The organism is Pantoea sp. BR_17 (assembly GCF_041955125.1).
GTDB classification, from domain to species: domain Bacteria; phylum Pseudomonadota; class Gammaproteobacteria; order Enterobacterales; family Enterobacteriaceae; genus Pantoea; species Pantoea stewartii.
In genome coordinates, this window is record NZ_JAVAXT010000011.1 from 78,431 (window position 1) to 103,597 (window position 25,167).

General features: G+C 54.5%; 20 protein-coding genes and 1 pseudogene. 7 read left to right on the forward strand and 14 right to left on the reverse strand.

All coding sequences use genetic code 11. From position 1 onward, the window contains the following. Window positions 1-7: 7 nt before the first annotated feature. From RAC60_RS16760 to yihU, 6 genes and pseudogenes are all read right to left on the reverse strand, one after another. Window positions 8-901, reverse strand: a complete 894-nt coding sequence (locus RAC60_RS16760) for a sulfite exporter TauE/SafE family protein (protein WP_375094058.1) — start codon at window positions 899-901, stop codon at window positions 8-10. A gap of 12 nt (window positions 902-913) precedes the next feature. After that, window positions 914-2,971 carry an alpha-glucosidase gene (locus tag RAC60_RS16765; RefSeq protein WP_289367614.1) on the reverse strand — a complete coding sequence of 686 codons (2,058 nt, stop codon included), beginning with the start codon at window positions 2,969-2,971 and terminating at the stop codon, window positions 914-916. Window positions 2,972-3,011: 40 nt separating this feature from the next. Further along, window positions 3,012-3,858: pseudogene (locus RAC60_RS16770) on the reverse strand (aldose-1-epimerase). Between the two features lie 26 nt (window positions 3,859-3,884). Next, window positions 3,885-5,126: a sulfoquinovose isomerase gene (gene yihS, locus RAC60_RS16775; RefSeq protein WP_325992383.1), complete on the reverse strand. Its 1,242-nt coding sequence runs from the start codon at window positions 5,124-5,126 to the stop codon at window positions 3,885-3,887. Window positions 5,127-5,139: 13 nt separating this feature from the next. After that, entirely contained in the window at window positions 5,140-6,015 is an 876-nt protein-coding gene (yihT, locus tag RAC60_RS16780) for a sulfofructosephosphate aldolase (protein ID WP_375094059.1), read from the reverse strand. Window positions 6,016-6,029: 14 nt separating this feature from the next. Continuing rightward, entirely contained in the window at window positions 6,030-6,935 is a 906-nt protein-coding gene (gene yihU, locus RAC60_RS16785) for a sulfolactaldehyde 3-reductase (protein WP_164482614.1), read from the reverse strand. A 166-nt stretch (window positions 6,936-7,101) separates the two neighbouring features. On the opposite strand from yihU, the gene RAC60_RS16790 reads away from it, so the two are divergent. Both RAC60_RS16790 and RAC60_RS16795 read left to right on the forward strand, forming a co-directional pair. Then, window positions 7,102-7,998 carry a sugar kinase gene (locus RAC60_RS16790; protein ID WP_375094060.1) on the forward strand — a complete coding sequence of 299 codons (897 nt, stop codon included), beginning with the start codon at window positions 7,102-7,104 and terminating at the stop codon, window positions 7,996-7,998. Between the two features lie 34 nt (window positions 7,999-8,032). Continuing rightward, window positions 8,033-8,833: a DeoR/GlpR family DNA-binding transcription regulator gene (locus tag RAC60_RS16795; protein WP_133745666.1), complete on the forward strand. Its 801-nt coding sequence runs from the start codon at window positions 8,033-8,035 to the stop codon at window positions 8,831-8,833. Window positions 8,834-8,865: 32 nt separating this feature from the next. Here the strand turns inward: RAC60_RS16795 and cybC are convergent, their stop codons facing one another. Beyond that, window positions 8,866-9,252, reverse strand: coding sequence for a cytochrome b562 (gene cybC / locus RAC60_RS16800; protein WP_205955716.1), 387 nt, complete (start codon window positions 9,250-9,252; stop codon window positions 8,866-8,868). A gap of 95 nt (window positions 9,253-9,347) precedes the next feature. Beyond that, window positions 9,348-10,688 (reverse strand): metalloprotease PmbA, encoded by a 1,341-nt coding sequence (gene pmbA / locus RAC60_RS16805; RefSeq protein ID WP_006118343.1) that lies wholly within the window; start codon window positions 10,686-10,688, stop codon window positions 9,348-9,350. Between the two features lie 113 nt (window positions 10,689-10,801). Between pmbA and yjgA the strand changes: the two genes are divergently transcribed. Then, window positions 10,802-11,347, forward strand: a complete 546-nt coding sequence (gene yjgA / locus RAC60_RS16810; protein WP_033740015.1) for a ribosome biogenesis factor YjgA — start codon at window positions 10,802-10,804, stop codon at window positions 11,345-11,347. A gap of 84 nt (window positions 11,348-11,431) precedes the next feature. Here yjgA and mpl read toward each other — a convergent pair whose 3' ends face one another. Beyond that, the gene (mpl, locus tag RAC60_RS16815; RefSeq protein ID WP_033740016.1) at window positions 11,432-12,787 is read right to left on the reverse strand and encodes a UDP-N-acetylmuramate:L-alanyl-gamma-D-glutamyl-meso-diaminopimelate ligase; all 1,356 of its coding nucleotides are present in this window, start codon (window positions 12,785-12,787) and stop codon (window positions 11,432-11,434) included. Window positions 12,788-12,954: 167 nt separating this feature from the next. Between mpl and fbp the strand changes: the two genes are divergently transcribed. Continuing rightward, window positions 12,955-13,962 (forward strand): class 1 fructose-bisphosphatase, encoded by a 1,008-nt coding sequence (gene fbp, locus RAC60_RS16820; protein WP_375094061.1) that lies wholly within the window; start codon window positions 12,955-12,957, stop codon window positions 13,960-13,962. A gap of 36 nt (window positions 13,963-13,998) precedes the next feature. Here fbp and RAC60_RS16825 read toward each other — a convergent pair whose 3' ends face one another. Continuing rightward, window positions 13,999-15,558, reverse strand: coding sequence for a methyl-accepting chemotaxis protein (locus RAC60_RS16825; RefSeq protein ID WP_039341822.1), 1,560 nt, complete (start codon window positions 15,556-15,558; stop codon window positions 13,999-14,001). Between the two features lie 177 nt (window positions 15,559-15,735). On the opposite strand from RAC60_RS16825, the gene RAC60_RS16830 reads away from it, so the two are divergent. The 3 genes from RAC60_RS16830 (at window position 15,736) to ppa (ending at window position 17,285) form a co-directional block, all read left to right on the forward strand. After that, window positions 15,736-16,146 (forward strand): lysozyme inhibitor LprI family protein, encoded by a 411-nt coding sequence (locus RAC60_RS16830; protein ID WP_058708628.1) that lies wholly within the window; start codon window positions 15,736-15,738, stop codon window positions 16,144-16,146. Window positions 16,147-16,204: 58 nt separating this feature from the next. Then, window positions 16,205-16,654, forward strand: a complete 450-nt coding sequence (locus RAC60_RS16835; RefSeq protein ID WP_039341815.1) for a DUF441 domain-containing protein — start codon at window positions 16,205-16,207, stop codon at window positions 16,652-16,654. Between the two features lie 100 nt (window positions 16,655-16,754). Next, window positions 16,755-17,285 (forward strand): inorganic diphosphatase, encoded by a 531-nt coding sequence (gene ppa / locus RAC60_RS16840; protein WP_006118350.1) that lies wholly within the window; start codon window positions 16,755-16,757, stop codon window positions 17,283-17,285. Window positions 17,286-17,417: 132 nt separating this feature from the next. Here ppa and RAC60_RS16845 read toward each other — a convergent pair whose 3' ends face one another. From RAC60_RS16845 to RAC60_RS16860, 4 genes are all read right to left on the reverse strand, one after another. Beyond that, window positions 17,418-18,899, reverse strand: a complete 1,482-nt coding sequence (locus RAC60_RS16845; RefSeq protein ID WP_058708627.1) for a glucosyltransferase domain-containing protein — start codon at window positions 18,897-18,899, stop codon at window positions 17,418-17,420. 327 nt (window positions 18,900-19,226) lie between these two features. Then, window positions 19,227-19,583, reverse strand: a complete 357-nt coding sequence (locus tag RAC60_RS16850; RefSeq protein ID WP_058708626.1) for a gamma-glutamylcyclotransferase — start codon at window positions 19,581-19,583, stop codon at window positions 19,227-19,229. Window positions 19,584-19,585: 2 nt separating this feature from the next. Further along, entirely contained in the window at window positions 19,586-23,353 is a 3,768-nt protein-coding gene (locus tag RAC60_RS16855) for a translocation/assembly module TamB domain-containing protein (protein ID WP_375094062.1), read from the reverse strand. Further along, window positions 23,350-25,065 (reverse strand): autotransporter assembly complex family protein, encoded by a 1,716-nt coding sequence (locus RAC60_RS16860; protein ID WP_172677636.1) that lies wholly within the window; start codon window positions 25,063-25,065, stop codon window positions 23,350-23,352. Before RAC60_RS16860 ends, RAC60_RS16855 begins: the two co-directional genes overlap by 4 nt. Between the last annotated feature and the right edge of the window lie 102 nt (window positions 25,066-25,167).

Genomic DNA, 25,167 nt, shown 5'->3' on the forward strand with positions numbered 1-25,167 from the left:
ACCTTGCTCAGGATGAAGGGGAAACGTTTTGCTGCTGTGTTTCCGCGCGTATCGCCGCAACTTTTTTGCCCAATACCCACTGCATAATCGCCAGCAGGCCAAACACCGGCACCAGTACCGACCATGCCGGAATCGCCAACGCCCCCTTGATCAGCATGGCGCCGGATGCGATCAGCAGCAGGAGCACCATCAGCCGGAAAGTGCTGACAGAGATGCGTTGGTGAACATACTGGCCCACCAGCGAGCCCAGGATCATGGTGGGCACGCAGAACAGCACCAGCTTGACGGTTGACAGCGTTAAGATGCCGCTGGTCGTCAGGCCGCCAATAATGGCGATGTTACTGGCGGTAAAAAACGCATTGAGCGTGCCACGAAACGCCGCCGGAGCCAGATTTCTCAACATGCCATAAATCACTACCGGCGGGCCGTTGGTCGCAAAAGCCGACCCCAGAGCGCCGGCGATGATGCCCGTCGGCACCACTAGCCAGTTTTTGTCACAGACGGGCAGACGAGGAACAAACAGGCTGTAAAACGCGTACAGGATCAGGAAAGTGCCCAGCCCGGTTTTCATGATGTTGTCCGGGAAACTGGCGAGCGCATAAATCCCCAGGGGAATGCCGGCAAAGGAGAACAGGATAAGCACCAGCGCAGATCGCCAGTGGGTTTCGTTACGTGACAACCAGGTCGCATATAACGCGGTGGCTGTCCCGACAATGACCGACATAGGTGCCGCCATTTTGACCGGCAGCAACAAGGTGATCAGCGGCATCGTCACCAGTGCGCCACCAAAGCCTGCGCAGATACCGATGAAGGTATACAGGAACATGATGGCGATGATGATGCAGACAACCTCAATACTCAGCTCAAGCCCGTCGGGAGTAAAAAGCGTGAAGAAATCCATACCCTTTCTCCTTTATCGCGTCGAACCGGCACTGTCGATCAGCCGTAATGAGGCAAATAACGCCTGCCATTCACTTTCAGCCCGGTAAAAGACGGGCGGCTGACCAAGCGGTGCGTCCACCGTGATCTCGCCACCGTTGGCCGCTTCACCGGTCCAGAGGTTTATCCAGCGATCCTCCGGCAGATAGAGCGTCCAGTCGTGGCGGCCCTCTTCATACACCGGCGCGACCAGCAAATCACGACCAAACAGGTACTGGTATTTCAGCGAGTAGGTGCGGGCATCCGCTTCATAGTGCAGGAAAAGCGGCCGCATAACAGGCAGACCACTGCGGGCATTCTGCGCCACCGCCTGCCTGATGTAAGGCTTTAAGGAAGTAAAGATCGTCGACATACGGGCAAAATGCGCCATGGTTTCGTCATCGCTGTCAAACTGCCAGTTATCGCCGGGACGGTTACCTTCATGGGTGCGCATCATGGGCGTAAAGGTGTTGAAATCACACCAACGCAGCAGCAGTTCTTTGCTCCGTTTCATGCCGTAGAGCGTGGTATAGCCACCAATGTCACTGTGATGCAAACCGTGCCCACTCATTGCCAGCGACAAGGCGGCAGGCACTACCGACGCGAGGCCATCGTCCAGACTCCAGTCAACGTTTTGATCCCCGGCCCACATCATCACGGCGTATTTCTGACTGCCGGTATAACCCGCGCGCATAAAATAGAGCGTTTCGCCGAGCTTGCCGGTTTCTGCCAGCGCGTCGTAGTTACATTTTGCCCACAGCGCAGGCCAGGCATTATGCATAATCTCGGCATGGACACCGTTGTGCAGAACCGTATCGGTTGGGAGATATTCGCCAAAATCCGCCATCCAGCCGCCACAGCCCAGGCCGATCAGATTTTGTTTGATAACCTCTTTGAACCAGTTATAAGCATCAGGATGAGTCAGATCGACAACGCCCGCATAGAACTCACCAAATTCAACATGGTAGTCCTGACCGGAAGCCGTTTTGGTGAGATAGCCGTGCCGGGCGGCCTCGTCGCACAGAGGGCGATCGCTGGCGACATAAGGATTGATATAAGAGAGAAACTGGACGCCTTCGGCTTTCCATTGCTGAATGCGTGTATCCAGTTGCGGATAGAGTTCGCTGTCCCACTGCCAGTTCCACATGACACGTTTGCCAAACGACGTCATGCGAATACCGGACCAGTCCTGAGCCCAGATACCGTTAACCTTCACACCCGCCTGACGCATCTTGTCTAACTTCTGCTGACACACGTCGGTGCCGCCCTGAATGCCCAGAATCACGCCATCGTAAACCCAGTCAGGCAATTCAGGCTGGCGGCCCAGCAAGGCGCTCAGTTTTTCCAGCAGCGCAATATAGCTGTCGGCGCATTCAAAGCGTAACGTCGCGCGGTTTTCCCAGAACGCCAGTTCGTGATAATCGGGTGCGCTGAAGTCAAAATTCATGTAGCCGCTGTTGTCCACATGGCAGTAATACTTCTGGCTGCTGACGAAGGTGGGCTGAGGGAAAAACGTCCAGTAATAATCGCCGCCGGCATTCTCCGCGCAGTCCGCCTGCCAGGTAACATAACTGTTTTTATTCCGTCCGACGCCCTGCTCACTGGTCCAGAGCGGGAACGGTTTCCCGCGCAGGTCAAAACAGGAAAACTGTTCGCCGCAGCCGTAGATGTGATCCGCCTGCTGCGCTGCCAGCCGTAGCCAGATGCGGTTATGACTGTCGGCGTCATTATTTAGCGTGAGCAGTAAACGCCCGCCGGCATCCAGCCCAACCGTCAGCGTGGCGCTGATGACGTTGCCGCGCGAGAAACGAATGTGCCAACAGTCGGCCTGCGACGTCATGGTGGCCTCAGTCAGGGCCAGCTTTTCATTCAGCCGATCTTTGATACTGAAGTTGCCACGAAACATTTTAATGTCGGCCCGACCGTGCCCCATCCACAGACAGGGCGCTTCCGGGCTGTGGCTCAGAATAACGCGGCCGTGATAAACCAGTGAAAAGCCGTTATCAGTGGCAGTGAGTTTTACCCCTGCCGTTTCAAGATGTTGTAAGTGCATACTGGCCTCTTAGTTGTAGGGTAAGGCGGTAAGGTGATCTTTATCCGGGGCGATCGCAGCCAAGGGTGAAGGCCAGCCGATGCGTCGCCTGCGGTGCGAGCCAGACCAGATCAACGCCGGAGTTAAACGCATCAGGCGGGCAACTCATGGGCTCGGTTGCCAGCCCGGTGCGGCCCAGTTTTTCGCCGGTGTAAATTTGCAGCCAGGGCTGATCGCTACGTAAGTAAACAGAAAGGGACGGCTCCCGGCTGGTCAGGCGCACTTCCCACTGCTGGCCGTCCGTGCCTGTGCGAAGGCTGTCATCAATTTGCGTTGCGCCGAGCTGACGTGGGGAAAGGAAATCGCCTTGCGCTATCGCGGCAGGCAACGTGAGCAGGCACTCGTCCAGCGGCATTCTGTTGCAGGTCAGATACGGGTGCGTGCGCACCTGCGCCATAAGGAGCAGGTTCACGTCCTGTATTTTGACTGTCGAGCGTCACCTGCAGGCCCTGCATGGCATCCAGCCGGTACGCCACCGTTGAAACCAGGGCAAACGGATACCCGTAGCTGGGCGGTAAAAAGATTGTCAGCCTCGCTGTGCTGTCGGTATATTCCGTAATCTGCCAGTCACGCCACGCCAGCAAACCGTGAATGGCGGTTCCCCCTTCGTGATCGTTGATCGGTAAATGAAGCCATTTACCGTTATGGTACCAGGTGCCCTTCGCGACGCGATTGGGCCAGGGAATCAGGACCTTCCCCATGTGCGCCAGCGGCAGGGTTTCAGGGGAATGGGGGAGCACCAGATGCTGACCTGCGTATGTCAGTTCAGCCAGACCCGCGCCCACGGTGACAAGGGTGGCCTGATAGTCTCCGGCCCGCAGTACAAGGGTTTTTCCGCTGCTGTGCATAGCTGGTACTCCCGTCTGTTTTGGAATTATTTTGCGTTACAGTCCAGTAATCCGGCGGCGACAGCGGGTGCCAGGCCCGGTGCCAGCGGAAGGCGTGGGATGACCAGGCAATGCAGCAGGTGATAGATATCCTGTTTGCCGTCCCAGACTTTGGTCGTCACCTTGTTTTCGCAATCCAGTTCCTGCCACCAGGAACCGTTTTCGAAGTCCATCAGGTAGGTCATGCAGTAGTCCCACCACTTCTGATACCAGGCTTCGTATTGCGCCTCACCGGTGACGGTATACAGCGCATAGGCGGTTCCCATCGCTTCGACGATAGGCCAGCGTACCCGCTCGCGCACCACGGGCTTGCCGTCCCAGTCCACGGTATAAACGAAACCGTCTGCACCATCGGGCGCCCAGGCATCACGCAGGGTGGCGTGAAATAACCCTTTGGCATCTTCCACTAACCAGGCCGGTGGGGTTTCAAAGCGCGCTTCAAGCGCGGCGTGCAGATGCAGCATCAGTCGCCCCCACTCAATCCAGTGGCCGGGCGTGCCACCATAAGCACGGAAGCGGTGGGCAGGGTTGTCTTTGTTGTAATCGCGCAGTGGCGTCCAGTGCGTGTCAAAGTGTTCATTCACGCGGTAATTATTTTGACGCGCGCCATCATGGATGATTACGGACGTGACGCGCAGCGCGCGATCCAGCCATTTCTTATCGTGCGTGACGTCATACACGATCAGGAACGCTTCAACGGCGTGCATATTGGCGTTCCCTCCCCGGTAGTCTTCGGTCTTGCTGAATGCCTCGTCCCAGGATTCCAGGCACATCTGCTCGTCTTCACTCCAGAAGTAACGTTCAATGACCTTGATCGCCTCATCCAGCAATGGACGTGCCGCCGGATGGCCGGTGGTAACGGCGCTGGCGGCGCCCAGCAATACAAAAAAATGCTGGTAGCCCTGCTTGGAGGCATCGAGAACGCCTTCATCGTTGACGCAGGCGTACCAGCCGCCATATTTTTTATCGCGAAGCGCACCGTTTAACGCATTGATACCATGTTCAACCAGTTGATAAGCCCCGGGCCGCCCCATTGAGGCCGCCACCGCATAGACGTGCAACATGCGGGCGGTGATCCACAGGTGCGTTCCCTTATCGGGTTTGACCTGACCGTTATTACCCAGCCAGCCAAATCCGGTTGGCACCGCCGCATGCTTGCCAAAACTGAAAATCCGATCGGTTTCCTGTTCGAGCCAGCGATTGTGGCTTAAGGTGTTAAACCATTTCATCTGCTTCTCCCTATTAACGTTTCGCCATCATTTCATCTACGATCTCGCCCAGCCGTTGCAGTCTGGGAACAGAGATATCCCGCAGCATCAGGTCGGTATCGGGCAAACCAATAACCGAAGACCAGACTGCGCGGCCCGCCAGGAATCCGGAGGCACCCGCCTGCATGGCGACTCTGACGGCTCGTGGGAATAATTTTTCGTCAATGCCAGAGGAGAGGATGACCCACGGCATCATGATCAAATCGTTAAGTTTCTGCGCGGCCGTCAGCAGGTCGGCTTGTGAACCTTTGCCGTACAGCGGCATTTCCACCTTATAAAGATCCGCTCCGCTGTTACCCAGTTCCTTCGCTGCAGCGAGGATCGCCTGCTCGCGATCGAAGCGATCGCCCCGGCGCGGCGGTCTGACAACGGGTTCGATAATGCTGAGCAGACCATGGCGGTGACAGCGCGCAGTGAAGCTATTCACCATATCGAGCCGCTGCTGTGCGTCTTCATCGCTGCGCCACAGCACCAGCAGCTTGAGCGCCTTTGCCCCGTCACGTTTGACGGCCTGAGGATCGACGCGGTGATCAATCTCCACACTGTCAACCGGCATGCCGTTGCCAGGGATAAACGCATCCGCCGCGACAATGATGCCGCAACCGGGCGACACAGCCCGCTGCTCCACAATCTGCCGAAAGCAAAATTGCTGATCCACCAGGATGGCGGAGGCATAAGGCGATAACACGCTGGCGGCATTCACTTTGAATTCGGTCAGAACCCGATCGCTGACCGGCTGTGGCGCACCCGCGGCGGCAAACATCAGCCGCATCGCTTCACGCTGATCCACAGCCAGCATGGCGAAACCACCTGATGGCCGGGCGATGTCTTTAAGGGTGTAATGAGTCATGTGCTTTCCTCTGATTAAGCGTCACAAGGGGTTGTCGAAGGTGAGAGGCCTGCGCTGGCGCGCACGTGTTCGAGAAGGGCGGTCCAGTCCTGACGTCCGCGTCCGGCGGCGCGCGCCTGGCTGTAAACCTCACGTGAGGCGGCCCCGAGCGGCATGGGCACATGCAGCTGGTTAGCCACATCCAGCGCGATGCCCAGGTCTTTATGAGCCAGATCGATCATAAAGGCCGGTGACAGGTCGCCTTTCAGCACCTTATTTGGCCAGGTCGTGGTGAAGTGCCCCTTCCCTGCTGGCGTGCCGTTCATGACCTGTAGCGCAACGTCCAGCGGCAGCCCCAGCCCTTCACACAGCACCGCCGCCTCTGCAGAGAGCGCATTCAGGGCGATACTCATGTAGTTATTAATCAGCTTGACGCGAATCCCCATGCCCGGTCCGCCAGCCACCACCACCTCATTTCCCATGGCCAACAGCAGCGGTTTTGCCCGCTCAATCTGTTGCAGTGTTCCGCCTGCCAGCAGCAACAGCGTGCCGGCGATAGCATGATCGGATGTACGCCCAACCGGCACGTCCATCATGCTGAAGCCGCTCGCCCGCATCTCGTTAATCATCTGGTCGGTCTGTAGCGGATGGATCGTCGACATATCGATCACCAGTGCCGAAGGCGACAGCGTGGTACAGACGCCCTGATCACCTGACAGGACAGCGCGCACCAAATCGCCATTGGGCAGCATGGTGATAACGAATTCAGCCCCTTCGGCGGCCTCGGCTGGAGAACGGGCAGCCTGTGCGCCTTTTTCCACTAACCTGGCAACCGCCTCGGGATTGACGTCAAACACCCTGAGCTGATGGCCCTGCTTAAGCAGATTGCTCGCCATCGGCGCCCCCATTTGCCCCAGTCCAATAAACGCTACTTCCGCCATACCGCTCTCCCAAACCCGATGAATGTCATATTTTGTCCGATATATGATTTTTACTGTCTTTTTAGGATCATATTTGTAATTTATGGTCAAAAAATTGACAGGTGTCACTTTTAAAACATTTGATGAAATTAAAATGACAGCACGAGAAAATGTCTGAGGAAGAGTGATGACGCGCATAGCTTGTGTAGGGATCACCGTACTGGATCGCATCTGGTACCTGGAAACGTTACCGCATCAGGGCGGAAAATATGTCGCCAGCAACTATCGGGAAGTCGGCGGTGGCCCGGCGGCCACGGCAGCCGTCGCGGCTGCAAAGTTGGGTGCGCAGGTGGATTTTATTGGCCGGGTCGGGGACGATGACACCGGGAAAAGGCTGCTGTCCGAGTTAAACAGTTACGGCGTAACTACACGTTATACAAAGATTTTTAACGCTGCCCGCTCCTCGCAATCTGCCATTCTTGTGGATGCTAAAGGCGAACGTATCATCGCCAACTATCCCAGCCCGGATTTACCCGACGAGGCCGACTGGCTAGCGGAAATCGATTTTTCTCAGTGGGATGCCGTGCTGGCGGATGTCCGCTGGCATCAGGGCGCAAAATGCGCCTTTACGCTGGCACGCAGGTCCGGCGTTCCCACTATTCTGGATGGCGATGTGACGCCACAAAACATTGCTGAACTGGTAACGCTGAGCGACCACGCGGCGTTTTCCGCACCCGGTTTGCAGCGTCTGACCGGTATGGAAAGTGACGCCAGTGCGCTGAAAAAAGCACAAATGCTCACAAAAGGCCATGTCTATGTGACACAAGGCGTTCAGGGTTGCCTCTGGCTTGATGCGGGCACATTACAGCATCAGCCAGCTTTTCATGTCAGGGTGGTCGACACGACCGGTGCCGGCGATGTGTTTCATGGCGCACTGGCATTCAGGCTGGCCCAAAAGCCCGCCGTGGCGGAAGCGGTGCGCTTTGCCAGCGCTGTCGCGGCCTTAAAATGTACGCGCCCGGGTGGCCGGGCCGGTATTCCCGATTATGAGCAAACCTGTTCTTTTATGTCAGTTAATGGTTAAACTGACAGCCAAAGTGGTCTTCAGAGAGCAGCTCATGATCCTCACGGACGTAACCGGTAATCCTCGCCACGATCGTTTACTCAGCCTGATCGCCGAACGTGGCTACATGAATATTGATGAACTTGCGGTGCTACTGGATGTGTCGACGCAAACGGTACGCCGCGACATTCGCAAACTCAGCGAACAGGGATTGATTACCCGTCATCATGGCGGCGCAGGCCGCGCATCCAGCGTGGTCAATACCGCCTTTGAACAGCGCGAAGTCTCACAAACCGATGAAAAACGATCTATCGCTGACGCCATCGCTGACTACATTCCTGATGGTTCCACGGTGTTTATTACGATTGGCACCACCGTGGAGCATGTGGCCCGCGCCCTGATGAACCATAAGCATCTGCGGGTTATCACCAACAGCCTGCGGGTGGCACATATTCTGTATAAATGCCCCCAGTTTGAAGTCATGGTGCCCGGCGGCACGTTGCGCCCACACAATGGTGGCATTATTGGTCCGGTGACCACGGCCTTTGTGGCCAGTTTCCGGGCGGATTATCTCGTCACCAGCATGGGCGCCATTGAGAGTGACGGTGCGCTGCTGGAATTTGACGTCAATGAGGCCAACGTTGCACAAACGATGATGGCGCATTCGCGTCATATATTGCTCGCCGCCGATCATACTAAATTCCAGGCCTCGGCCGCGGTGGAGATGGGCAGCGTGGCGCAGGCGACAGCCCTGTTCACTGATAAACTGCCGGGTACGGCGCTGCAAAACCTGCTGAAAACCCATCAGGTTGAAGTGATCCTGGCTAAGCCGGGTGGCGATGAGGGGGCGGAATAATTAACCCCGGCAGTGCCGGGGTTAGCGTGGGTTTAGCGGAACTTCTTGTGGTTTTCGTTACGGATAGCAGCCAGTTTTTGCGCTTCTGCTTTCGCTTCATCCAGCTTGCCCTGCTTAGCCAGTGCATCGGCTTTATCAATCTGGGCAATCAAATCATCCATGCCTTTGTGAAAGTCTTTCATTTCCGGGCTGTCCGGTGCTTTGCCTTCCAGTTTGTCCGGGATGCCTTTTTTGGCATCTTCGGCTTTGGCGCGCAAATCACCTAACATTTTGTGCAGCTGATCGGCGCTTTTCGCCCCATCCAGCGACTTGTAAATACCCGCCATCTCTTTCATATCGTGCTCAAGAGAAGCCGCACCGGCGGTGACATTAACAGATAACAAGGCAACAGCTAACAACGACATAAACGCTTTACGCATGCTCAGCTTCCTTTTTATTGTGAAAACGCTGCTTATAAAAAAGCGGAGGGTCGATGCCCTCCGCTTGCTATCGCCTACACAACTTAAAAGAGATTTTACTGTCCGGCAATATACATTTCGGGTAACAGAACAGAACCACACTGAATATTGCTGCGGGTTTCAATGTCATCGCCTACGGTAACAATGTTCCGCCACATATCGCCTAAGTTACCTGCAATCGTAATTTCACTTACCGGATACTGAATCTCGCCATTCTCCACCCAGAAACCGGCTGCGCCACGCGAATAATCGCCCGTGATGGCGCTGACGCCCTGTCCCATCAGTTCGGTCACGACCAGCCCGGTGCCCATCTGCTTCAGCATGTCGTTGAAGCTGTGCCCCTGACCGGCGATGCGCCAGTTATGAATGCCGCCCGCGTGACCGGTGCTGGTCAGGCCCAGCTTGCGCGCAGAATAGCTGGTCATCAGCCAGGTTTGCAGCACGCCATCTTTAATAATGTCGCGGGCCTGTGTACGTACGCCTTCGCTGTCAAACGGCGTGGAGGCCAGGCCTTTTAACAGATGCGGCTGCTCCTGAATGGTCAGCCATTCAGGCAGAATCTGTTTGCCCATCGCATCCAGTAAGAATGTGGATTTACGATAGACGCTGCTGCCGCTGATAGCGCCGACCAGATGGCCGAACAGGCCGGTCGCGACTTCCGGCGCAAAAATGACCGGCGCTTTCATGGTATCAAGCTTACGCGGTGCCAGGCGCGACAGCGTCCGGCGAGCGCACTCAGCCCCAACCCAGTCCGCGCTCTTTAAGTCCTCAATGGCGCGGCCAATGGTGTACGCATAATCACGCTCCATATTGCCGTCCTGCTCAGCAATGACGCAGCTGGACAGCGAATGACGGCTGGAACAGTAGCTTTGCAGCATGCCGTGGCTGTTACCAAAGACTTTGATACCGACATGGCTGTTAAAACTACCGCCTTCAGTATTGGTGATGCGTTTGTCTGCCTGCAATGCCGCCTGCTCTGCCTGTGCCGCCAGCTGGATAGCATAATCGGCATCGATCTCCCACGGATGGTAGAGATCCAGATCCGGTGCGTCATAAGCCAGCAGTTCGGCATCCGCCGGGCCGGCAAAGGGATCCGGCGAGGTATAGCGTGCGATATCAATCGCTGCCTGCACGGTTCGTTTAATGGCATCCGGGCTGAGATCGGTCGATGAGGCACTGCCTTTACGGTTTTGGTGGTAAACAGTGATGCCCAGCGCGCCATCACTGTTGAATTCGACGTTTTCCACTTCGCCGTAACGGGTACTGACACCAATACCGGTGGTCTTGCTCACCGCGACTTCCGCGCCATCCGTACTTGCTTTTGCCAGTTCAAGCGCCTGTGCAATTGCCTGTTCCAGTGCTTTTCGCTGTTCTGCAACTTGAGTTGATACGTTCATCGACCTGCCGTCTAATCTTATGGTTGAATAATTTGAGTCTATCAGAGTCAGAGAACAATTTCGCAGTCACCCGATAAACTGGTAGGATTAGCCTCTTTTTTTTGGAGCCAGATATGACTAAGCAGCCTGAAGAGTGGCTCGATGATGTGCCCGATAATCACGAAGAAGAAGATGAAGAGATTATTTGGGTTAGTAAGAGCGAAATCAAACGCGATGCTGAAGAGCTGAAACGCCTGGGGGCCGAACTGGTCGACCTGGGGAAAAACTCGCTGGATAAAATTCCGCTGGATGAGCGTTTGCGTACCGAGATTGAACTGGCGCAGCGTATTAAGAAAGAAGGCCGCCGCCGTCAGTTACAGTTAATTGGTAAGCTGCTGCGCAGCATCGACGTTGAACCGATTCGTACCGCACTGGATAAGCTTAAAAACCGCCATAACCAGCAGGTTGCGCTGTTTCACAAGCTGGAAATGCTGCGCGATCGCCTGATTGAAGAAGGCGATGAGGCGATGACCGACGTGCTTGCCCTTTATCCTCAGGCCGATCGTCAGCAACTGCGTAGCATGATTCGTAATGCACAGAAGGAAAAAGCGGGTAACAAACCGCCAAAATCTGCCCGTCAGATTTTTCAGTACCTGCGCGAATTAGCAGAAGCCGTCTGACCCTGGCGGTGATGTGCGGCTGAGCAGTGCCCAGCCGCAGGGTTTTCTCTCCCCTCGTTCGGGGAGAAAAGGATCGGCTACCGGTTAACGAGCCAGACGATCCAGCAGCTTCTGATGAATCCCACCAAAGCCCCCGTTGCTCATTACCAGGATGGAATCGCCCGGCTGCGCCGTTTTGGCGATCGTTTCTACCAGCGCATCAATATCCGCGCTGCAGTGCGCAGGCTGCATGCAGGCTTCTGCGACATCCGCGACCTGCCAGGGAATATGGCTCGGCTGGAACAGAAACACTTCGTCGGCACGCGCCAGTGACGGGGCAAGTTCATTTTTATTCACGCCCATTTTCATGGTGTTTGAACGCGGTTCGAGCACGGCCAGGATACGCGCCGTCCCGCCCACTTTGCTGCGCAGCGCGCTCAGCGTGGCAAGAATCGCGGTCGGATGATGGGCAAAATCATCATAGATCTTGATGCCGTTGACCTCGCCGCGCAGTTCCAGACGACGACGGGCATTGATAAAGCTGTCCAGTGCCTGGCTGGCATCCTCGGGTTTCACGCCAACATGACGGGCTGCCGCAATGGCCATTAAACCATTGTGCATGTTGTGTTCGCCGACCAGTGCCCAGTTCACTTCACCCACTTTGTTGCCGTCCAGCCAGACTTCCCAGTGTGAGGCGTCAGGCGTCAGTTTTTTCGCCTGCCAGTGACCGCCGTCGCCGACATGTTCCTGCTCGCTCCAGCAGCCCATCGCCATTACCTGCTTCAGGTTATGATCGTGCTCCGGCAGCAGGATCTTGCCCTGGCCCGGCACGATGCGCACCAGGTGATGGAACTGTTTCTGGATCGCCCGCAGATCGTCAAAAATATCCGCATGATCGAATTCCAGGTTATTCAGAATCAGCGTACGTGGGCAGTAATGAACGAATTTAGAGCGCTTATCGAAAAACGCGCAGTCATATTCGTCAGCCTCAATCACAAAGAATGGGCTTTTTCCTAATTTTGCTGAAACATCGAAGTTGCCGGGTACACCGCCGATAATAAAGCCCGGTTCCAGACCACACGCCTCCAGAATCCACGCTGCCATGCCTGCCGTCGTGGTTTTACCGTGCGTGCCGGCCACGGCCAGCACCCACCGGTCACGCAGCACGAAATCATGCAGCCATTGGGGACCTGAAAGGTAGGGAATGTTGCGTTCCAGAACCGCTTCCACACAGGGATTACCGCGCGTCATGGCATTGCCGATGATGACCAGGTCTGGTTGAGGATCAAGCTGACTGGCGTCATAACCCTCTGTTAATTCAATACCTTGCTGCTCAAGCAGGGTGCTCATCGGCGGATAAACATTGGCATCTGAGCCTGTCACCTGATGGCCAAGGGAGCGTGCCAGCATCGCCAGCCCGCCCATAAACGTGCCACATATCCCGAGGATGTGAATGCGCATAACAACGTCCATAACTCAAAAGTTCGGCGCACAGTGTAACCTCGGTTGCGAGCGGAAGAAACGGATTAGGACTATGGTTTTTGAAGTTCAATCGGCTAAACTGCGTACGCATCCGTCGGCAGTGAAGTATGCCGCTGCCACTCCATCGATGATTCAGGGAATGTGTTATGAAAACGTTGGGCGAATTTATCGTCGAGAAGCAACACGACTTTCCGCACGCTACAGGTGAACTGACGGCGCTTATCTCAGCGATTAAGCTGGGTGCCAAAATTATCCACCGCGATATTAACAAAGCCGGTTTAGTGGATATCCTGGGGGCCAGCGGCGTCGAGAATGTTCAGGGTGAACAGCAGATGAAACTGGATCTGTTCGCCAACGAAAAACTCAAAGCCGCACTGAAAGCGCGCGGTATCGTTGCCGGTATCGCTTCTGAAGAAGAGGACGAATTTGTCATCTTTGAGGGCGAGGAAAACGGCAAGTACGTGGTCTTGATGGATCCGCTGGATGGATCATCAAACATCGACGTTAACGTCTCTGTCGGCACCATTTTCTCAATCTATCGTCGCGTCAGTGAACCCGGTACACCGGTCGTCGAAGCGGACTTCATGCAGCCGGGCAACAAACAGGTCGCGGCCGGTTATGTGGTTTACGGTTCGTCTACCATGATGGTTTACACCACCGGTTGTGGTGTGCACGCGTTTACCTACGATCCGTCACTGGGCGTGTTCTGCCTCAGTCACGAACGGATGACGTATCCGGAAGTGGGCTACACCTATTCCATTAACGAAGGTAACTACATTCGTTTCCCGCAGGGCGTGAAAAAATACCTGAAATTCTGTCAGGAAGAGGATGTGGCAACGCACCGTCCTTACACCTCACGCTACATCGGTTCACTGGTGGCGGATTTCCATCGTAACCTGCTGAAAGGCGGTATCTACCTTTACCCCAGCACGGCCAGCCATCCGAAGGGTAAACTGCGCCTGCTGTATGAGTGCAACCCCATGGCCTTCCTGGCCGAGCAGGCGGGCGGTAAAGCCAGCGACGGGCAAAACCGTATTCTGGATATTCCCCCCGTAACGCTGCATCAGCGCTGCCCGTTCTACTGTGGCAACACCGCCATGGTGGATGACGTAGAGCGCCTCCTGGCAGAGTTCCCGGAGTGTCGTCAGGGCTAAACATAAAGGGCGCGGGTGTCGCGCCCTTATTTTGTCTTATGCCTGCTGAAGCCGGAACAGCGCCATAGCAGCCTGCAACTGCTCTGACTGCGCCTCCAGTGAATGCGTGGCGGCGGTGGCCTGCTCCACCAGCGCAGCGTTCTGCTGCGCCGCTTCATCCATCTGCGTCACCGCATGGTTGACCTGATCGATGCCCCGACTTTGCTCTTCTGAAGCCATCGAAATCTCTTTCATCAGTGCCGTCACGCGCATGACTTCACCAGCGATATCATCCATGGTTTCGCCTGCACGCGTGGCCATTTCACTGCCCTCTTTCACCCGCGTTTGTGAATCGCTGATCAGCGTGCGAATCTCTTTCGCCGCGCTGGCACTGCGCTGCGCCAGGGTGCGCACCTCATTCGCGACGACGGCAAAACCGCGCCCCTGTTCACCGGCACGTGCCGCTTCCACGGCGGCGTTTAACGCCAGAATGTTGGTCTGGAAGGCAATGCCGTCGATCACGCTCAGAATATCGCCGATGCGATTGGCGCTCTCGGTGATCTCACGCATTTTTTCCATCACGTAGTTCACCACTTCCGCCCCGCGATCGGCACTGTCAGAAACGGCATTTGCCAACTGGTGAGCCTGCTGCGCGTTACTGGCGTTCAGACGAACCGTTGCGGTCAACTGTTCCATACTGGCCGCCGTTTGCTCCAGCGACGCGGCGGATTCTTCGGTACGTTGAGAAAGGTGAACGTTGCCCGCCGCCAGCTCGCGGCTGCCGCTGTCGATTTTCAGCCCGGCCTCACGCACCTTATTCACCGAGTCACGCAGAGCCTGCTGCATACCCGCCAGCGCATTGTTAAGACGACCCAGTTCGTTGTTGCCCGCCAGCGGCAACGGTTGAGACAGATCGCCCGCCGCCACCTGCTCAAGGTGAATAATCGCATTGTTCAACGGCGTCAGTAACATGCGGCGCAGCAGCACCCAGGCCAGTACCAGCAGCAGCACGGAGAGCCCCACCGCCACGGCGATCAGCACTTTCATCATGATTTCATTGCGCTGAGCTTCAACTAACTGTGCCTGGGTAATTTCGTCGGCTTTTGCGCCAAAGGTCTCTACCGCTTTGGTGTACTTCGCCGATAAAGGCTCCAGTTTACCTTCCAGCAGTTGGTAATATTCATCGTTATACTGCTTGTCGAGCGCCTTCATCATCGGCAGGATGCCCTGATCAAGGTAATCCTTATAGCTTGATGCAATGGCATCGGCCATGATTTTGCCTTCCGCCGTCACGGTTCCGGCATCCACAAAACGTTTTAAATTGCGCTGAGAGGACTCGACATCGGCCTGCGCCGTTTTGGTGACCTGCGCGCCCTCATCCAGTAAACCAATCTCAATCTTGCGTACTGCAAGCGCAGCACTGGCACGCGCGCGCATTAAATCGGCGTTACTGCGATACAGACTGTTTAACTCAATCCCCTGAATGCGGTTAATCACATCCAGCGAGCGGTTGCCCTTGTTGATTGCCACAATGCCCATCACACTCACCGCCAACAACAGCAGTGTCATGAATGCCAGCAACGCCAGCAACCCCGTGCGTAGTGATAACTGTTTCATCTTGATCGTTTCCGTATGAGTAGTAAAAGGCGAAATAATTTCGACAACCCTTAAACGGAGAAAGTATCGGCATTGCGATTCGCAAACTTTAACGCCTGTGAATGATTAATCCCGTGCTTGCCGCTAACCTGTTAATGAAATTGAAGGTATTTTGTTAAGGAAACAAAGGGGAAATCGATGAAAAAAAGGGTAATGTTGATAGCGCTCTTGAGTTGTAAGCTTGCAGTGGCTGAGCAGTCCACGATTGATGTCACGTTAAATCAATGCCTTAATCAAGCCGATACCACGCTGGCCTTGATGCAATGTCAGGATACGGCAACCCAGCAATGGGACGCGGAAATGAACGCGCAGTACAGTGCATTGATGAAAAAATTAAGCGGAGAACCCAGAGAGAAACTGCGTATCGCCCAGCGCGCCTGGCTGCGTTACCGGGAAGCCTGGTTAGCGGTGAGCCGCAGCCAACTCAACACGCAGGGCACTCTCGGCCCCGTTGCGCTGGCCACCCAGAGCACCGCGCTGGTCCGCAATCAAACTCTACAGTTGCAATCTTTAGCCACTGGCAGTTGCGCGAACCCCGACGATTGTTGATTAATGTAACCCTTTAAAGTCAGTCATAACTGTCTTCATTCATTTTCAGGGAAAAACTATGGTTGCTTACGCCTCCACGCTGATCTTGATCTGCCTTGCTGTACTGAGTTACTTCGTCCACAACACTGCCGTGACCCTGTCCATTCTGATCCTGCTGATCATCAAAATGACACCGCTGTCGCAATTCTTTCCTTATGTGGAAAAACAGGGCATTACAGTGGGCATTATTATCCTTACCGTAGCCGTAATGGCCCCGCTGGCCAGTGGTTCGCTGCCTGCGTCATCCCTGCTGAAATCCTTTGCCAACTGGCAGTCGATTGTCGCGATTTTGGTAGGCATTTTCGTGGCCTGGCTGGGCGGGCGCGGCGTGAGTTTTATGAGTGTACAGCCTTCCGTCATTGGCGGATTGCTGATAGGAACAGTAATCGGCGTGGCGTTTTTCCGTGGCGTTCCGGTAGGGCCACTGATTGCTGCGGGCATTGTATCCCTGTTTGTCACGGCCAAATAGCGTTGAGGAGCATTCTGAAACGCCAAAAAGGGGGCGTACTTTCACAGTCAGTTGGCTATAATAGCCGACACTCAACATACGACGACTGAAGGAATACCCGATGAGTTTGAACCAGGTGCCAGCAGGTAAAGACCTGCCAGAAGATATCTACGTAATTATTGAGATCCCGGCGAATGCCGATCCGATCAAATATGAAGTTGATAAAGATTCTGGAGCCCTGTTTGTGGATCGCTTTATGTCTACGGCAATGTTCTATCCATGCAACTATGGTTACATCAACAATACGCTGTCGCTGGATGGTGACCCGGTAGACGTACTGGTTCCAACACCGTACCCACTGGAGCCCGGCTCAGTGATCCGCTGCCGTCCGGTTGGCGTGTTAAAAATGACCGACGAGTCTGGCGAAGATGCCAAACTGGTTGCTGTCCCGCACACCAAACTCACCAAAGAGTACGATCACATCAAAGATGTGAACGACCTGCCAGAACTGCTGCGTGCGCAGATCACCCACTTCTTTGAGCACTACAAAGATCTGGAAAAAGGCAAATGGGTTAAGGTTGATGGCTGGGATAACGCCGAAGCAGCCAAAGCCGAGATCGTCTCGTCTTTTGAGCGTGCGGCGAAGAAGTAATGCCACTTGTGCTGTGAAATAAAACTGAAGTTGCAGCACAGGATACGCGCTAAATCTGTTGATATAAACAGGCCCAGCAATGGGCCTGTTTTTTTGTCTCAAAACTAATAAATTACAGCAAGCTCTTATACATTAGTGCTGGCAACCCTTTAGCGTAAAGTCGACGGTCAGTCGGTCATGGTACTTATATAAATCATAATCCTGATTATGTGCAATGCGCTCTCCGTGACACAGCGCCATAACCAAATCTTCATTGCTCACAGTAATATTGTCCTGAATAGGATTTTTAGCCTGAAAGCCCCTTATCGCCATGTAAGGAAATGGAAACCACCAGTTGGCGAAATATTCAGGAATCAGCGCGCTGAGAACCGGATAGTTATTTAGGGAATTAAGATATACTGGGGAACGCGGCGAGGCCCCATAAAACTGCATATAGAGGGAGCCAACGGATAATGCATTGGTGTCCTGTTTTAACCGTTGTGTGATTGCGGCATTAATCTCATCTTGCTGATGAATGGCATTCCCATAGACATATATACCTGTAAAGGCATAGAGCAAAGGAATTGCGATAACCATGTTTACGAATGACCATTTTCCTTTCATCGCCCACGCCAGTAATGTTGCACTGAACAACATAAACCCACTCACTGCCAGCATGACCCGAGGTGCAAGTAATGGATTTTGTAAAATGAGCAGGCTACCGGGAATCATCAGGAATGCAGCGAAAGGTAAAAACAGCGCTATAACTGCAACAATAATCCTGGCTGGATTACGTTGTTGCTTTATATAACGCGAAGCGATTATCGCTGCGGAGACCACTGACGCACTCAGGACAACCATGAGCACAGCCATTCCTTTACCATCTTTATAAAAGGTGGCATTAACGAAGTGCCAGTATGCGAGCGCATTATTGCAAGCGGTGAGCCACAATTGCTCAAAGGCTATAGCCGGATGATTAGCTGCGTACTCACCTGAAAAAGTCAATGGTAAAACAATTTTGAGGTAAACAGCTGAGGCGACGATAAACTCTGCGCTTCGCAGTATAAGCCCACGAATGATCTCTGTTGCAGGGGCATTGTTGACCATCTGTCCAAAGACGATCACGAACACCATCATCACAGCAATGTTTGCCGCAATCTGATAGAGGCTAAAGATGGCAACGATAGCAAGTACAGCCACTAAGAACTGTATCCATGTTTTCTGCACAGGGAATAAAATCCATGCGATGCTCAACACCAGCGCGCAACCTATAGTGAGCACGTCAAAACGATAGGAAAAGATTTCAGCAAGATAAGGGTTAGCAAAAAAACTCAGCGCGGCTAAAGCACCGACCCAGGTTTTGAGTGACGTAAAGTGGCGGCGATGATAGTGCGCTAATACCACTGCGATAAGCACACTTGTGATGATCAGCGGTAAAGGAAAAATGTCTGAAACGTGAGAACTAAGAAATAATATTTTCATTAGCAGGTCAGCTAAAGGCCTCCCATCCCGGCCCCAAAGCGCGTTTCCTGTAATGGCTCTTCCGTTGTCATCAATGTAAAAAGTATTGGCAAGCAACAACGGTAATGAAAATAAAAAAACTGCGATAAGATAAATATTGATTGTTTTTTTCATTGCTTTTCACTTTGGTAAAGTTTTGCTGGCGTCGTGATAATGGCACCATTATGCGATTTTCTCGCATGCGTACAGACTCGCAAGCGTCATGTGGGCGCGATTATCAATGTATATTTCTTTTTCGCAAACCGCTTTTTTATAACTAACCCCGCGGATGTACGATTACGCTGTTAAAGTGAATGATCGGAAAATTACCGCTATCAGGTTGGCGCAGGAAGAAACAGAGAGGGCTTTAAGCCACTTTAGTGCATGGATAAAAGGGCACATAACAATCATGAACCCTTTTACCTGAGAAGCATTTAGCCTGATACACGCAACCGCAACGTATTAGTGGCTTTCCTGCTCCTCATCACGCTTCAGCCAGTCTCCACTCTGGATACGCTGGCGACCCGCGACCGAACGCTGATAGACATAAAGCCAAGCACTACCAAACGGCGTCTGAATCAGATGGCGTTTGTACTCACCACCTTTGGTCCGAAGCGCATCTAACTCGGCGAGAATGGAGGCATCAATTCGGTAGACTTCGCAATATACCGTTCCTTCGCCCGTGATCACGCCAGGATAGTGACCCAGACTATAGAGTTCATAACCCTCAATCTGGTGATCACCCAACCATTGCGCATGTGTCATCCAGTGACTGTTTCCCTGTTTGCGCCGTAAACTGCCATAGACAATTATTCGCATTACTAAAACTCAAACTGATAGAGCAAATCAAGAGCCTGATCCACACCGGACACGGCTTCCAAATAGAGTTTGGGCATCAGTCGGTAACGTAAGGTTAACGTTGCCAGTGAATCAAAGATGCCAACCCCGTATTTTACTTGTAGACCCGGCAACACATAGCCGCTGACCTGTACCTGCTGACTGTCGCCAACGCCGGTCGTATCAAGGGCAAGATTACTGACACCGAATGTCTCGCCGATTTTACCCACAACCTGCCCACTTTGTGCAACCCCTAAGCCGACTAACGCTGACGTTAACGCGTTACTGTCGCCGTCGCTATTCAGTCCCTGACCGCGTAACAGGTAAGAAAGGGCCTCCTGCTGTGACATCGCCGGATCGGAGAACACTTCCACTTTCGGCTCATCCGCCAGCCCCGTAACGCGCAATCCTGCCGTTACGCCATCCTCGGTCGCATCCGGATTACGAATCGCTTCCAAGTTGAGATAAGGCTGGTCTGGCGGGCCCGCAAACTGCAGCTCGCCTTTACGCACGATCAAGTCCTGACCGTAAGCATGGAAACGGCCGGATGGAATATTGATCTGTCCGTTGAGTCCCAGTCCTGATTTATCCTGGACCATTTTCAGATCGCCATTCAGACGGGCTTTCAGTCCAAAGGCCGACAGACGCACGTCGTTTCCAACATGAATGGTCAGGTTACTGTTAATCGGTATTGAGGCCGTTTTAGGCGCAATCGGTTTAAGGTTTTTATCCAGCATAACTTCATCAGACGATACGCCGACTGCGCTCTCAGGAACCTCCTGTACCGTGATACGTGCCCAGGGAATATCGACGCGCCCGTCAAGATTAAAGGCGGCTGGCGTGGCTTCAAATACCACATCCGGCGACACATCCATGCGCACCATTGGCGGCACCGTGACACGGACCCGGCTGCCTTTGGCGGCTACGCGCGCACGCCAGTTATCCAGTTGGCTCCAGTCCGCATCGCCGCTCAGGTTGATATTGCCCTGTGCGGTCTGTAGCAGGCCATTCAGCGTCGAACTCATGCCGTTAAACACCATGTTCAGACTGGCACTGGTCAGATCCACCGGCATGAAGTTGCCTTTCACATTCACATCTTTCAGACCCAGTTGCCCAAAAAGCTGCGGCTGCTGCACTGTGCCGCCCAGGCGCAGATCGCTGTTCAGCAGGCCTTTGATGCTCTCGCCCTGCATTAAGGCGGGATTGATCATCGCCAGCGAGATATTGCGGATATTCACATTGCCACCCAGCTCACGGCGCTGTTGCGGATCGGTAATCTGCACATTGCCATCCAGTTGGCCGTTATTGACGAGGCGAATCAGCCAGTCGAGCTGTGCACGTCCGTCCCGCAGTGCCGCATTAACATTAATTGTGTTAAACGCGATGGGCAGCGTATTGCCCTGCACATCCTGCGCGACTTTCACATTATTACTCTTCAGCGCCAGCGTGCCGACGGGCAGTTTGCCATCCGCCGTCCAGTTAACGCGGGCATCACCGCTGAACACGCCGCTCAGTTGGGTCTGGTCAGTCAGGAAGGGTTTTAGCATCGCCAGATCGAAGCGGTTTAATACCACATGAGCGTGACCGCTGGGGCCGGCTTCAATCGGTTCTGGCACACAAAGCTGCGCGTTGGGGTTTTGCCAGCAGTGCGGGCCGATTGACGCAGTCTGCTTCTGATTAACATAGTCGATCGCCATAGCGCGCGTCAGACGCCATTCCCCGACGGGCGTATTAAAACGCGTATTGTTCAGGCTGCCTTTCCATGTCTCCGTCTGGCGGTCAAAGCTACCGTTCAGCGCGAGCTGACCCGATACCGGCTCGCCCTGCACGTTAAGTTTAAGCTGATGCTGCTTTTCGTCGCCATCAGCATTGAGCGTCAACAGATTAATGTTAAGCGCATCCTGCTTCAGTTGTTCAACGCGCAACTGCAGCTTACCGGCGATCTGGTCGCTGGAGCGTACATCGCTTTTCAGCGTTACGCGCCGGACCAGCAGTTGCTGCCAACGTAAGCCAGTGGCCGTCAGATCCGCCAGCAGTTGAGGGGCTTTCAGCGATCCGCGGGCTTTGATATCCCCTTTGACCACACCGCCCAGCCCCGGCAATGCGTTATCAAGATGGGGGGCATCCACGTTGGCATCCAGGTTCAGCGTTTCGCCCAGACTGCCTTTGATATCCAGATGATTGCGGCCCAGCGCAATCTTAATACCCGAAATATCCCACTGGTTGTAGCTGTTGCCCCGTAATGTTCCGTCCGCACTGACCGCGTTCTGTTTGACGTTACCCTTCAACATCAGTTGCGGCACACTCAGCTGCCAGCTGCCGCCATACAGGCTGCCGCGCGTAGTGATTTTACCCTCCAGTCTGGCTGGCCAGTCCGGATACTGGCGGGCGGTATTGATGCCCGCCAGCGTCAGTTCACTGCGCCAGCTGATGGCTTTGCTCCAGTCCACCAGCGCCGTCAGATCGATAGTGCCCTGTAACGCTGCCACACGCAGCTTGTCCAGGCTGAACTGTTCACTATTCCCTTTACCGTCCAGCGTAATCGTGGCAGGCGGCACCGCTTCGCCTTTCACCGCCGTGCGCAGCGACATCACGTAGTCGGTCGCCTTGCCTTTGAACTGATAGTCGAGATTGTCCGCCTGGTACTGAACCGCTCCGGTGAGCGGCCAGCGCAGTTGCGGACTGGTCAGGGTTAATGCCAGCGGAAGACCGGCAACAGCAGGCTGAGCGCGGGCATCCAGCTGCGCCCTGACCGGGCCAGAGAGGTTGAGCGCCAGCTTCAGCTCGTCACGCATCGCGCCCTGTAAGGTCAGACTCAGCTTTTCCCCTTTAACCGGATCAACATTCACATCGCCATTCAGGGCAAAATCAACGGGCCAGTTGTCTGCGAGCGTGGCCTGGCCGCTGCCGTTGAGCCTGCCGAGGTTTGAGTCCACGTCCAGCGTTTGCAGTTGTATATGGCGGTCAAGCGTTTTGGCCTTCACACGCAGCTGATTCACAACGATATCCGTATCGCCGGTAATGCGCAGTTGTTCGCCTACGATGTCCTGAACATCGATATCCAGCGGTAACTGGAAGTCCGGCAGTGTCGGTAGCAGGGGTTTGGCAAACATCGCCTGCAGCGTTTCGCCCAGCGGCTTCTCGTTTGGCTGCGGCTGCTGTACTTTCGGATCGACCACCTGCTCCTTCGCGACCGCTGCTGCTTTAGGCAGCGCAATTAACAGGCTTTGAATGTGGGTAGGATTCAGCGTTAACGCCCGCGCCTGCCAGTGTAATCCGGTGGAAAAATCCACCAGCGAAATCGCGGTATCATCGACTTTCACACTGATGTTATGCAGCCCAACGTGGCGCAGGCTGATGGGGTACGGCGTACTGAGATTGGTCGCGCTGTTATCGTCTTCGGGTGCCGCCGCCGACGGCGTCATCTTTTTACTGTCGACGACCACACTGATATCTTTTAGCGTCAGGTCATCGACGCAGACCGACGAATGCAGCAGGCAATTGAGATTTACCGCCAGATGGATATTGCCCGCGTTAACGCTGACGCCCGGCATGTCGTAACGCAGACCGCTGAGCGTAAGATTACGCCAGCCGCCATCCACTTTGTTGATGGATAATCCCGGTACCCAGCGCGACGCGCCGTTTAACACTAAATGCAGGCCCGGCGTCGTACCAATCAAAAATGCCACGCCAGCCAATAACAAGACCAAAAAAATCAGAAAGCCAGTCAGGACCTTTTTCCAGCGCTTCATAGTTCAGGCCCCAATCCTACGTAAAATTGCAAACCGTGCTCCTCCCTGTCGCCAATGGGACGCGCAATATCAAACTTAATGGGCCCCACAGGCGATGCCCAGCGCACGCCGATACCGGCACCGGTTTTAATATCGCTTTGGCTGATGTCATTGACGGCCTCTCCGGCGTCAACAAACACCGCGCCCCACCATTTTCCGCTGACGTTGTACTGGTATTCCAGTGAACCGGTGGCCATTTTTGAGGCCCCGGTCAGTTTGCCATCACTGTCACGTGGCGAGACGTTTTTGTACTTATAGCCGCGAATACTGCGGTCACCCCCGGCGAAAAAGCGCAGATCCGGCGGCACCTTATCGAAGTCGTTGGTTTCAATCCATCCCACCGTGCCGCGTGCAATAAAGCGGTTCTTTTCGCCCAGCGTACGAATCCAGACGTTTTGCGCCTGCAGGATCAGGAAATCGACATCCGATCCCCAGGTGGTATCGGACACATCGACAGAATAACGCTGCGAGTCGCCCCAGGTCGGCATCAGGCCACCGCGTGAGCGCGTGCGGTTCAGACTGACGCCGGGATAAAGCAACATCGTGGTATTGGTGACATTCCCCTGGGTAAAGTGGTCAAGGCTCCAGCGCAGATTGACGGCCCTTTGCCAGCCACTGCTGCTGTCCCAGTTACGCGATACTGCCAGCGTGCTGGTATCCGCTTTGGTGTCGTTCAGATCGGTGCGTTTGAGCCCGCCTGAAAAAGTGTAGTACTGCTCCAGCGGGCTTTTGAGTAACGGAACTTTGTAGCTGAGATCCACCTGCTGCTCAGGCGCAGAAATATAGGCACTGGCCATCATGCTGTGGCCACGGTCGTTAACCCAGGGCTTTCTCCAGGTGCCTTTCAGACGCGGCCCGACATCCGTCGAATACCCGACACCGGCTTCAACAATATTTTTTGCCCGAGGGGAAACGGCCGCATTTAACGGCAGGACTTTGGTTTTGCGCCCCTCTTTAAATTCCGGCGCGACGACCACCGACTGGAACCACCCCGTCGCCGACAGGCGGCGATTCAGTTCAGCCAAATCACGGGAACTGTAATAGTCGCCCTTTTTAAACGGCACCAGATTTTGCAAATAGGCGTCACGGATCTGTGAGCCCTGGAAGGTGACATCGCCGAAGCGGTAACGCGGTCCGCTATTGTAGTCGATATCCCAAAAGGCTTCGTGGCGCGCCACGGAAACGCCTAACTGACTTTTTTCAAATTCGCCATCGAAATAGCCGTTGCGCAGCGCCAGGTTGGTAAAGCCACTTTTGAATTTATCGTACTGACCATGATTAAGGATTGTGCCAACTTTAGGGCGGCCCTGGGCGATCCAGTTTTTATAGTCCGCATCGTTTTTCGCCTGACCGGTGACAATGATCGTACTACCGGCAATCTTTACCGGCTGGCCAGGCGTCACGCGCGCGATGAGCACCGGACGGCCACCTTGCGCAGGGGCAGGGCGTGATTCAAAGTCGATATCAGGCTCATAGTAGCCGAGCGCGCGAAGCCCTTCTTTGATAGCGGCCGATACACGCGCACGGAAACGGCCATCGTTGGTGACTTCGTCGCTGCTGATGGTCGACAGGCGTGCCCTGACGTTTTTTTGCAGTTCGCCGGTCAGCCCTTCAAGCTGTAGTCGAACCGGTGCCGCCCCAAAGGCGGGCGCGACGAGCAATAAGCCCGCCATGCAATAAACATAAAATCGTGGCACCTGTACTCCTGTCTCTCATGCCCGCCCCATTCCGCAGGGCGCGTGTTAATCCTTGTTGCCGTCACAATCGCAACGGCA

What these genes read in the sequence shown, in the direction of transcription:
- yihU (WP_164482614.1), bottom strand. Translation starts at nt 6,935, where the DNA reads ATGGCGGAAGTAGCGTTTATTGGACTGGGGCAAATGGGGGCGCCGATG.
- fbp (WP_375094061.1), top strand. Translation starts at nt 12,955, where the DNA reads ATGAAAACGTTGGGCGAATTTATCGTCGAGAAGCAACACGACTTTCCG.
- cybC (WP_205955716.1), bottom strand. Translation starts at nt 9,252, where the DNA reads ATGCGTAAAGCGTTTATGTCGTTGTTAGCTGTTGCCTTGTTATCTGTT.
- RAC60_RS16825 (WP_039341822.1), bottom strand. Translation starts at nt 15,558, where the DNA reads ATGAAACAGTTATCACTACGCACGGGGTTGCTGGCGTTGCTGGCATTC.
- yihT (WP_375094059.1), bottom strand. Translation starts at nt 6,015, where the DNA reads ATGACTCATTACACCCTTAAAGACATCGCCCGGCCATCAGGTGGTTTC.
- pmbA (WP_006118343.1), bottom strand. Translation starts at nt 10,688, where the DNA reads ATGAACGTATCAACTCAAGTTGCAGAACAGCGAAAAGCACTGGAACAG.
- RAC60_RS16795 (WP_133745666.1), top strand. Translation starts at nt 8,033, where the DNA reads ATGATCCTCACGGACGTAACCGGTAATCCTCGCCACGATCGTTTACTC.
- RAC60_RS16845 (WP_058708627.1), bottom strand. Translation starts at nt 18,899, where the DNA reads ATGAAAAAAACAATCAATATTTATCTTATCGCAGTTTTTTTATTTTCA.
- RAC60_RS16765 (WP_289367614.1), bottom strand. Translation starts at nt 2,971, where the DNA reads ATGCACTTACAACATCTTGAAACGGCAGGGGTAAAACTCACTGCCACT.
- RAC60_RS16835 (WP_039341815.1), top strand. Translation starts at nt 16,205, where the DNA reads ATGGTTGCTTACGCCTCCACGCTGATCTTGATCTGCCTTGCTGTACTG.
- RAC60_RS16855 (WP_375094062.1), bottom strand. Translation starts at nt 23,353, where the DNA reads ATGAAGCGCTGGAAAAAGGTCCTGACTGGCTTTCTGATTTTTTTGGTC.
- RAC60_RS16850 (WP_058708626.1), bottom strand. Translation starts at nt 19,583, where the DNA reads ATGCGAATAATTGTCTATGGCAGTTTACGGCGCAAACAGGGAAACAGT.
- yjgA (WP_033740015.1), top strand. Translation starts at nt 10,802, where the DNA reads ATGACTAAGCAGCCTGAAGAGTGGCTCGATGATGTGCCCGATAATCAC.
- yihS (WP_325992383.1), bottom strand. Translation starts at nt 5,126, where the DNA reads ATGAAATGGTTTAACACCTTAAGCCACAATCGCTGGCTCGAACAGGAA.
- RAC60_RS16790 (WP_375094060.1), top strand. Translation starts at nt 7,102, where the DNA reads ATGACGCGCATAGCTTGTGTAGGGATCACCGTACTGGATCGCATCTGG.
- RAC60_RS16760 (WP_375094058.1), bottom strand. Translation starts at nt 901, where the DNA reads ATGGATTTCTTCACGCTTTTTACTCCCGACGGGCTTGAGCTGAGTATT.
- mpl (WP_033740016.1), bottom strand. Translation starts at nt 12,787, where the DNA reads ATGCGCATTCACATCCTCGGGATATGTGGCACGTTTATGGGCGGGCTG.
- ppa (WP_006118350.1), top strand. Translation starts at nt 16,755, where the DNA reads ATGAGTTTGAACCAGGTGCCAGCAGGTAAAGACCTGCCAGAAGATATC.
- RAC60_RS16860 (WP_172677636.1), bottom strand. Translation starts at nt 25,065, where the DNA reads ATGGCGGGCTTATTGCTCGTCGCGCCCGCCTTTGGGGCGGCACCGGTT.
- RAC60_RS16830 (WP_058708628.1), top strand. Translation starts at nt 15,736, where the DNA reads ATGAAAAAAAGGGTAATGTTGATAGCGCTCTTGAGTTGTAAGCTTGCA.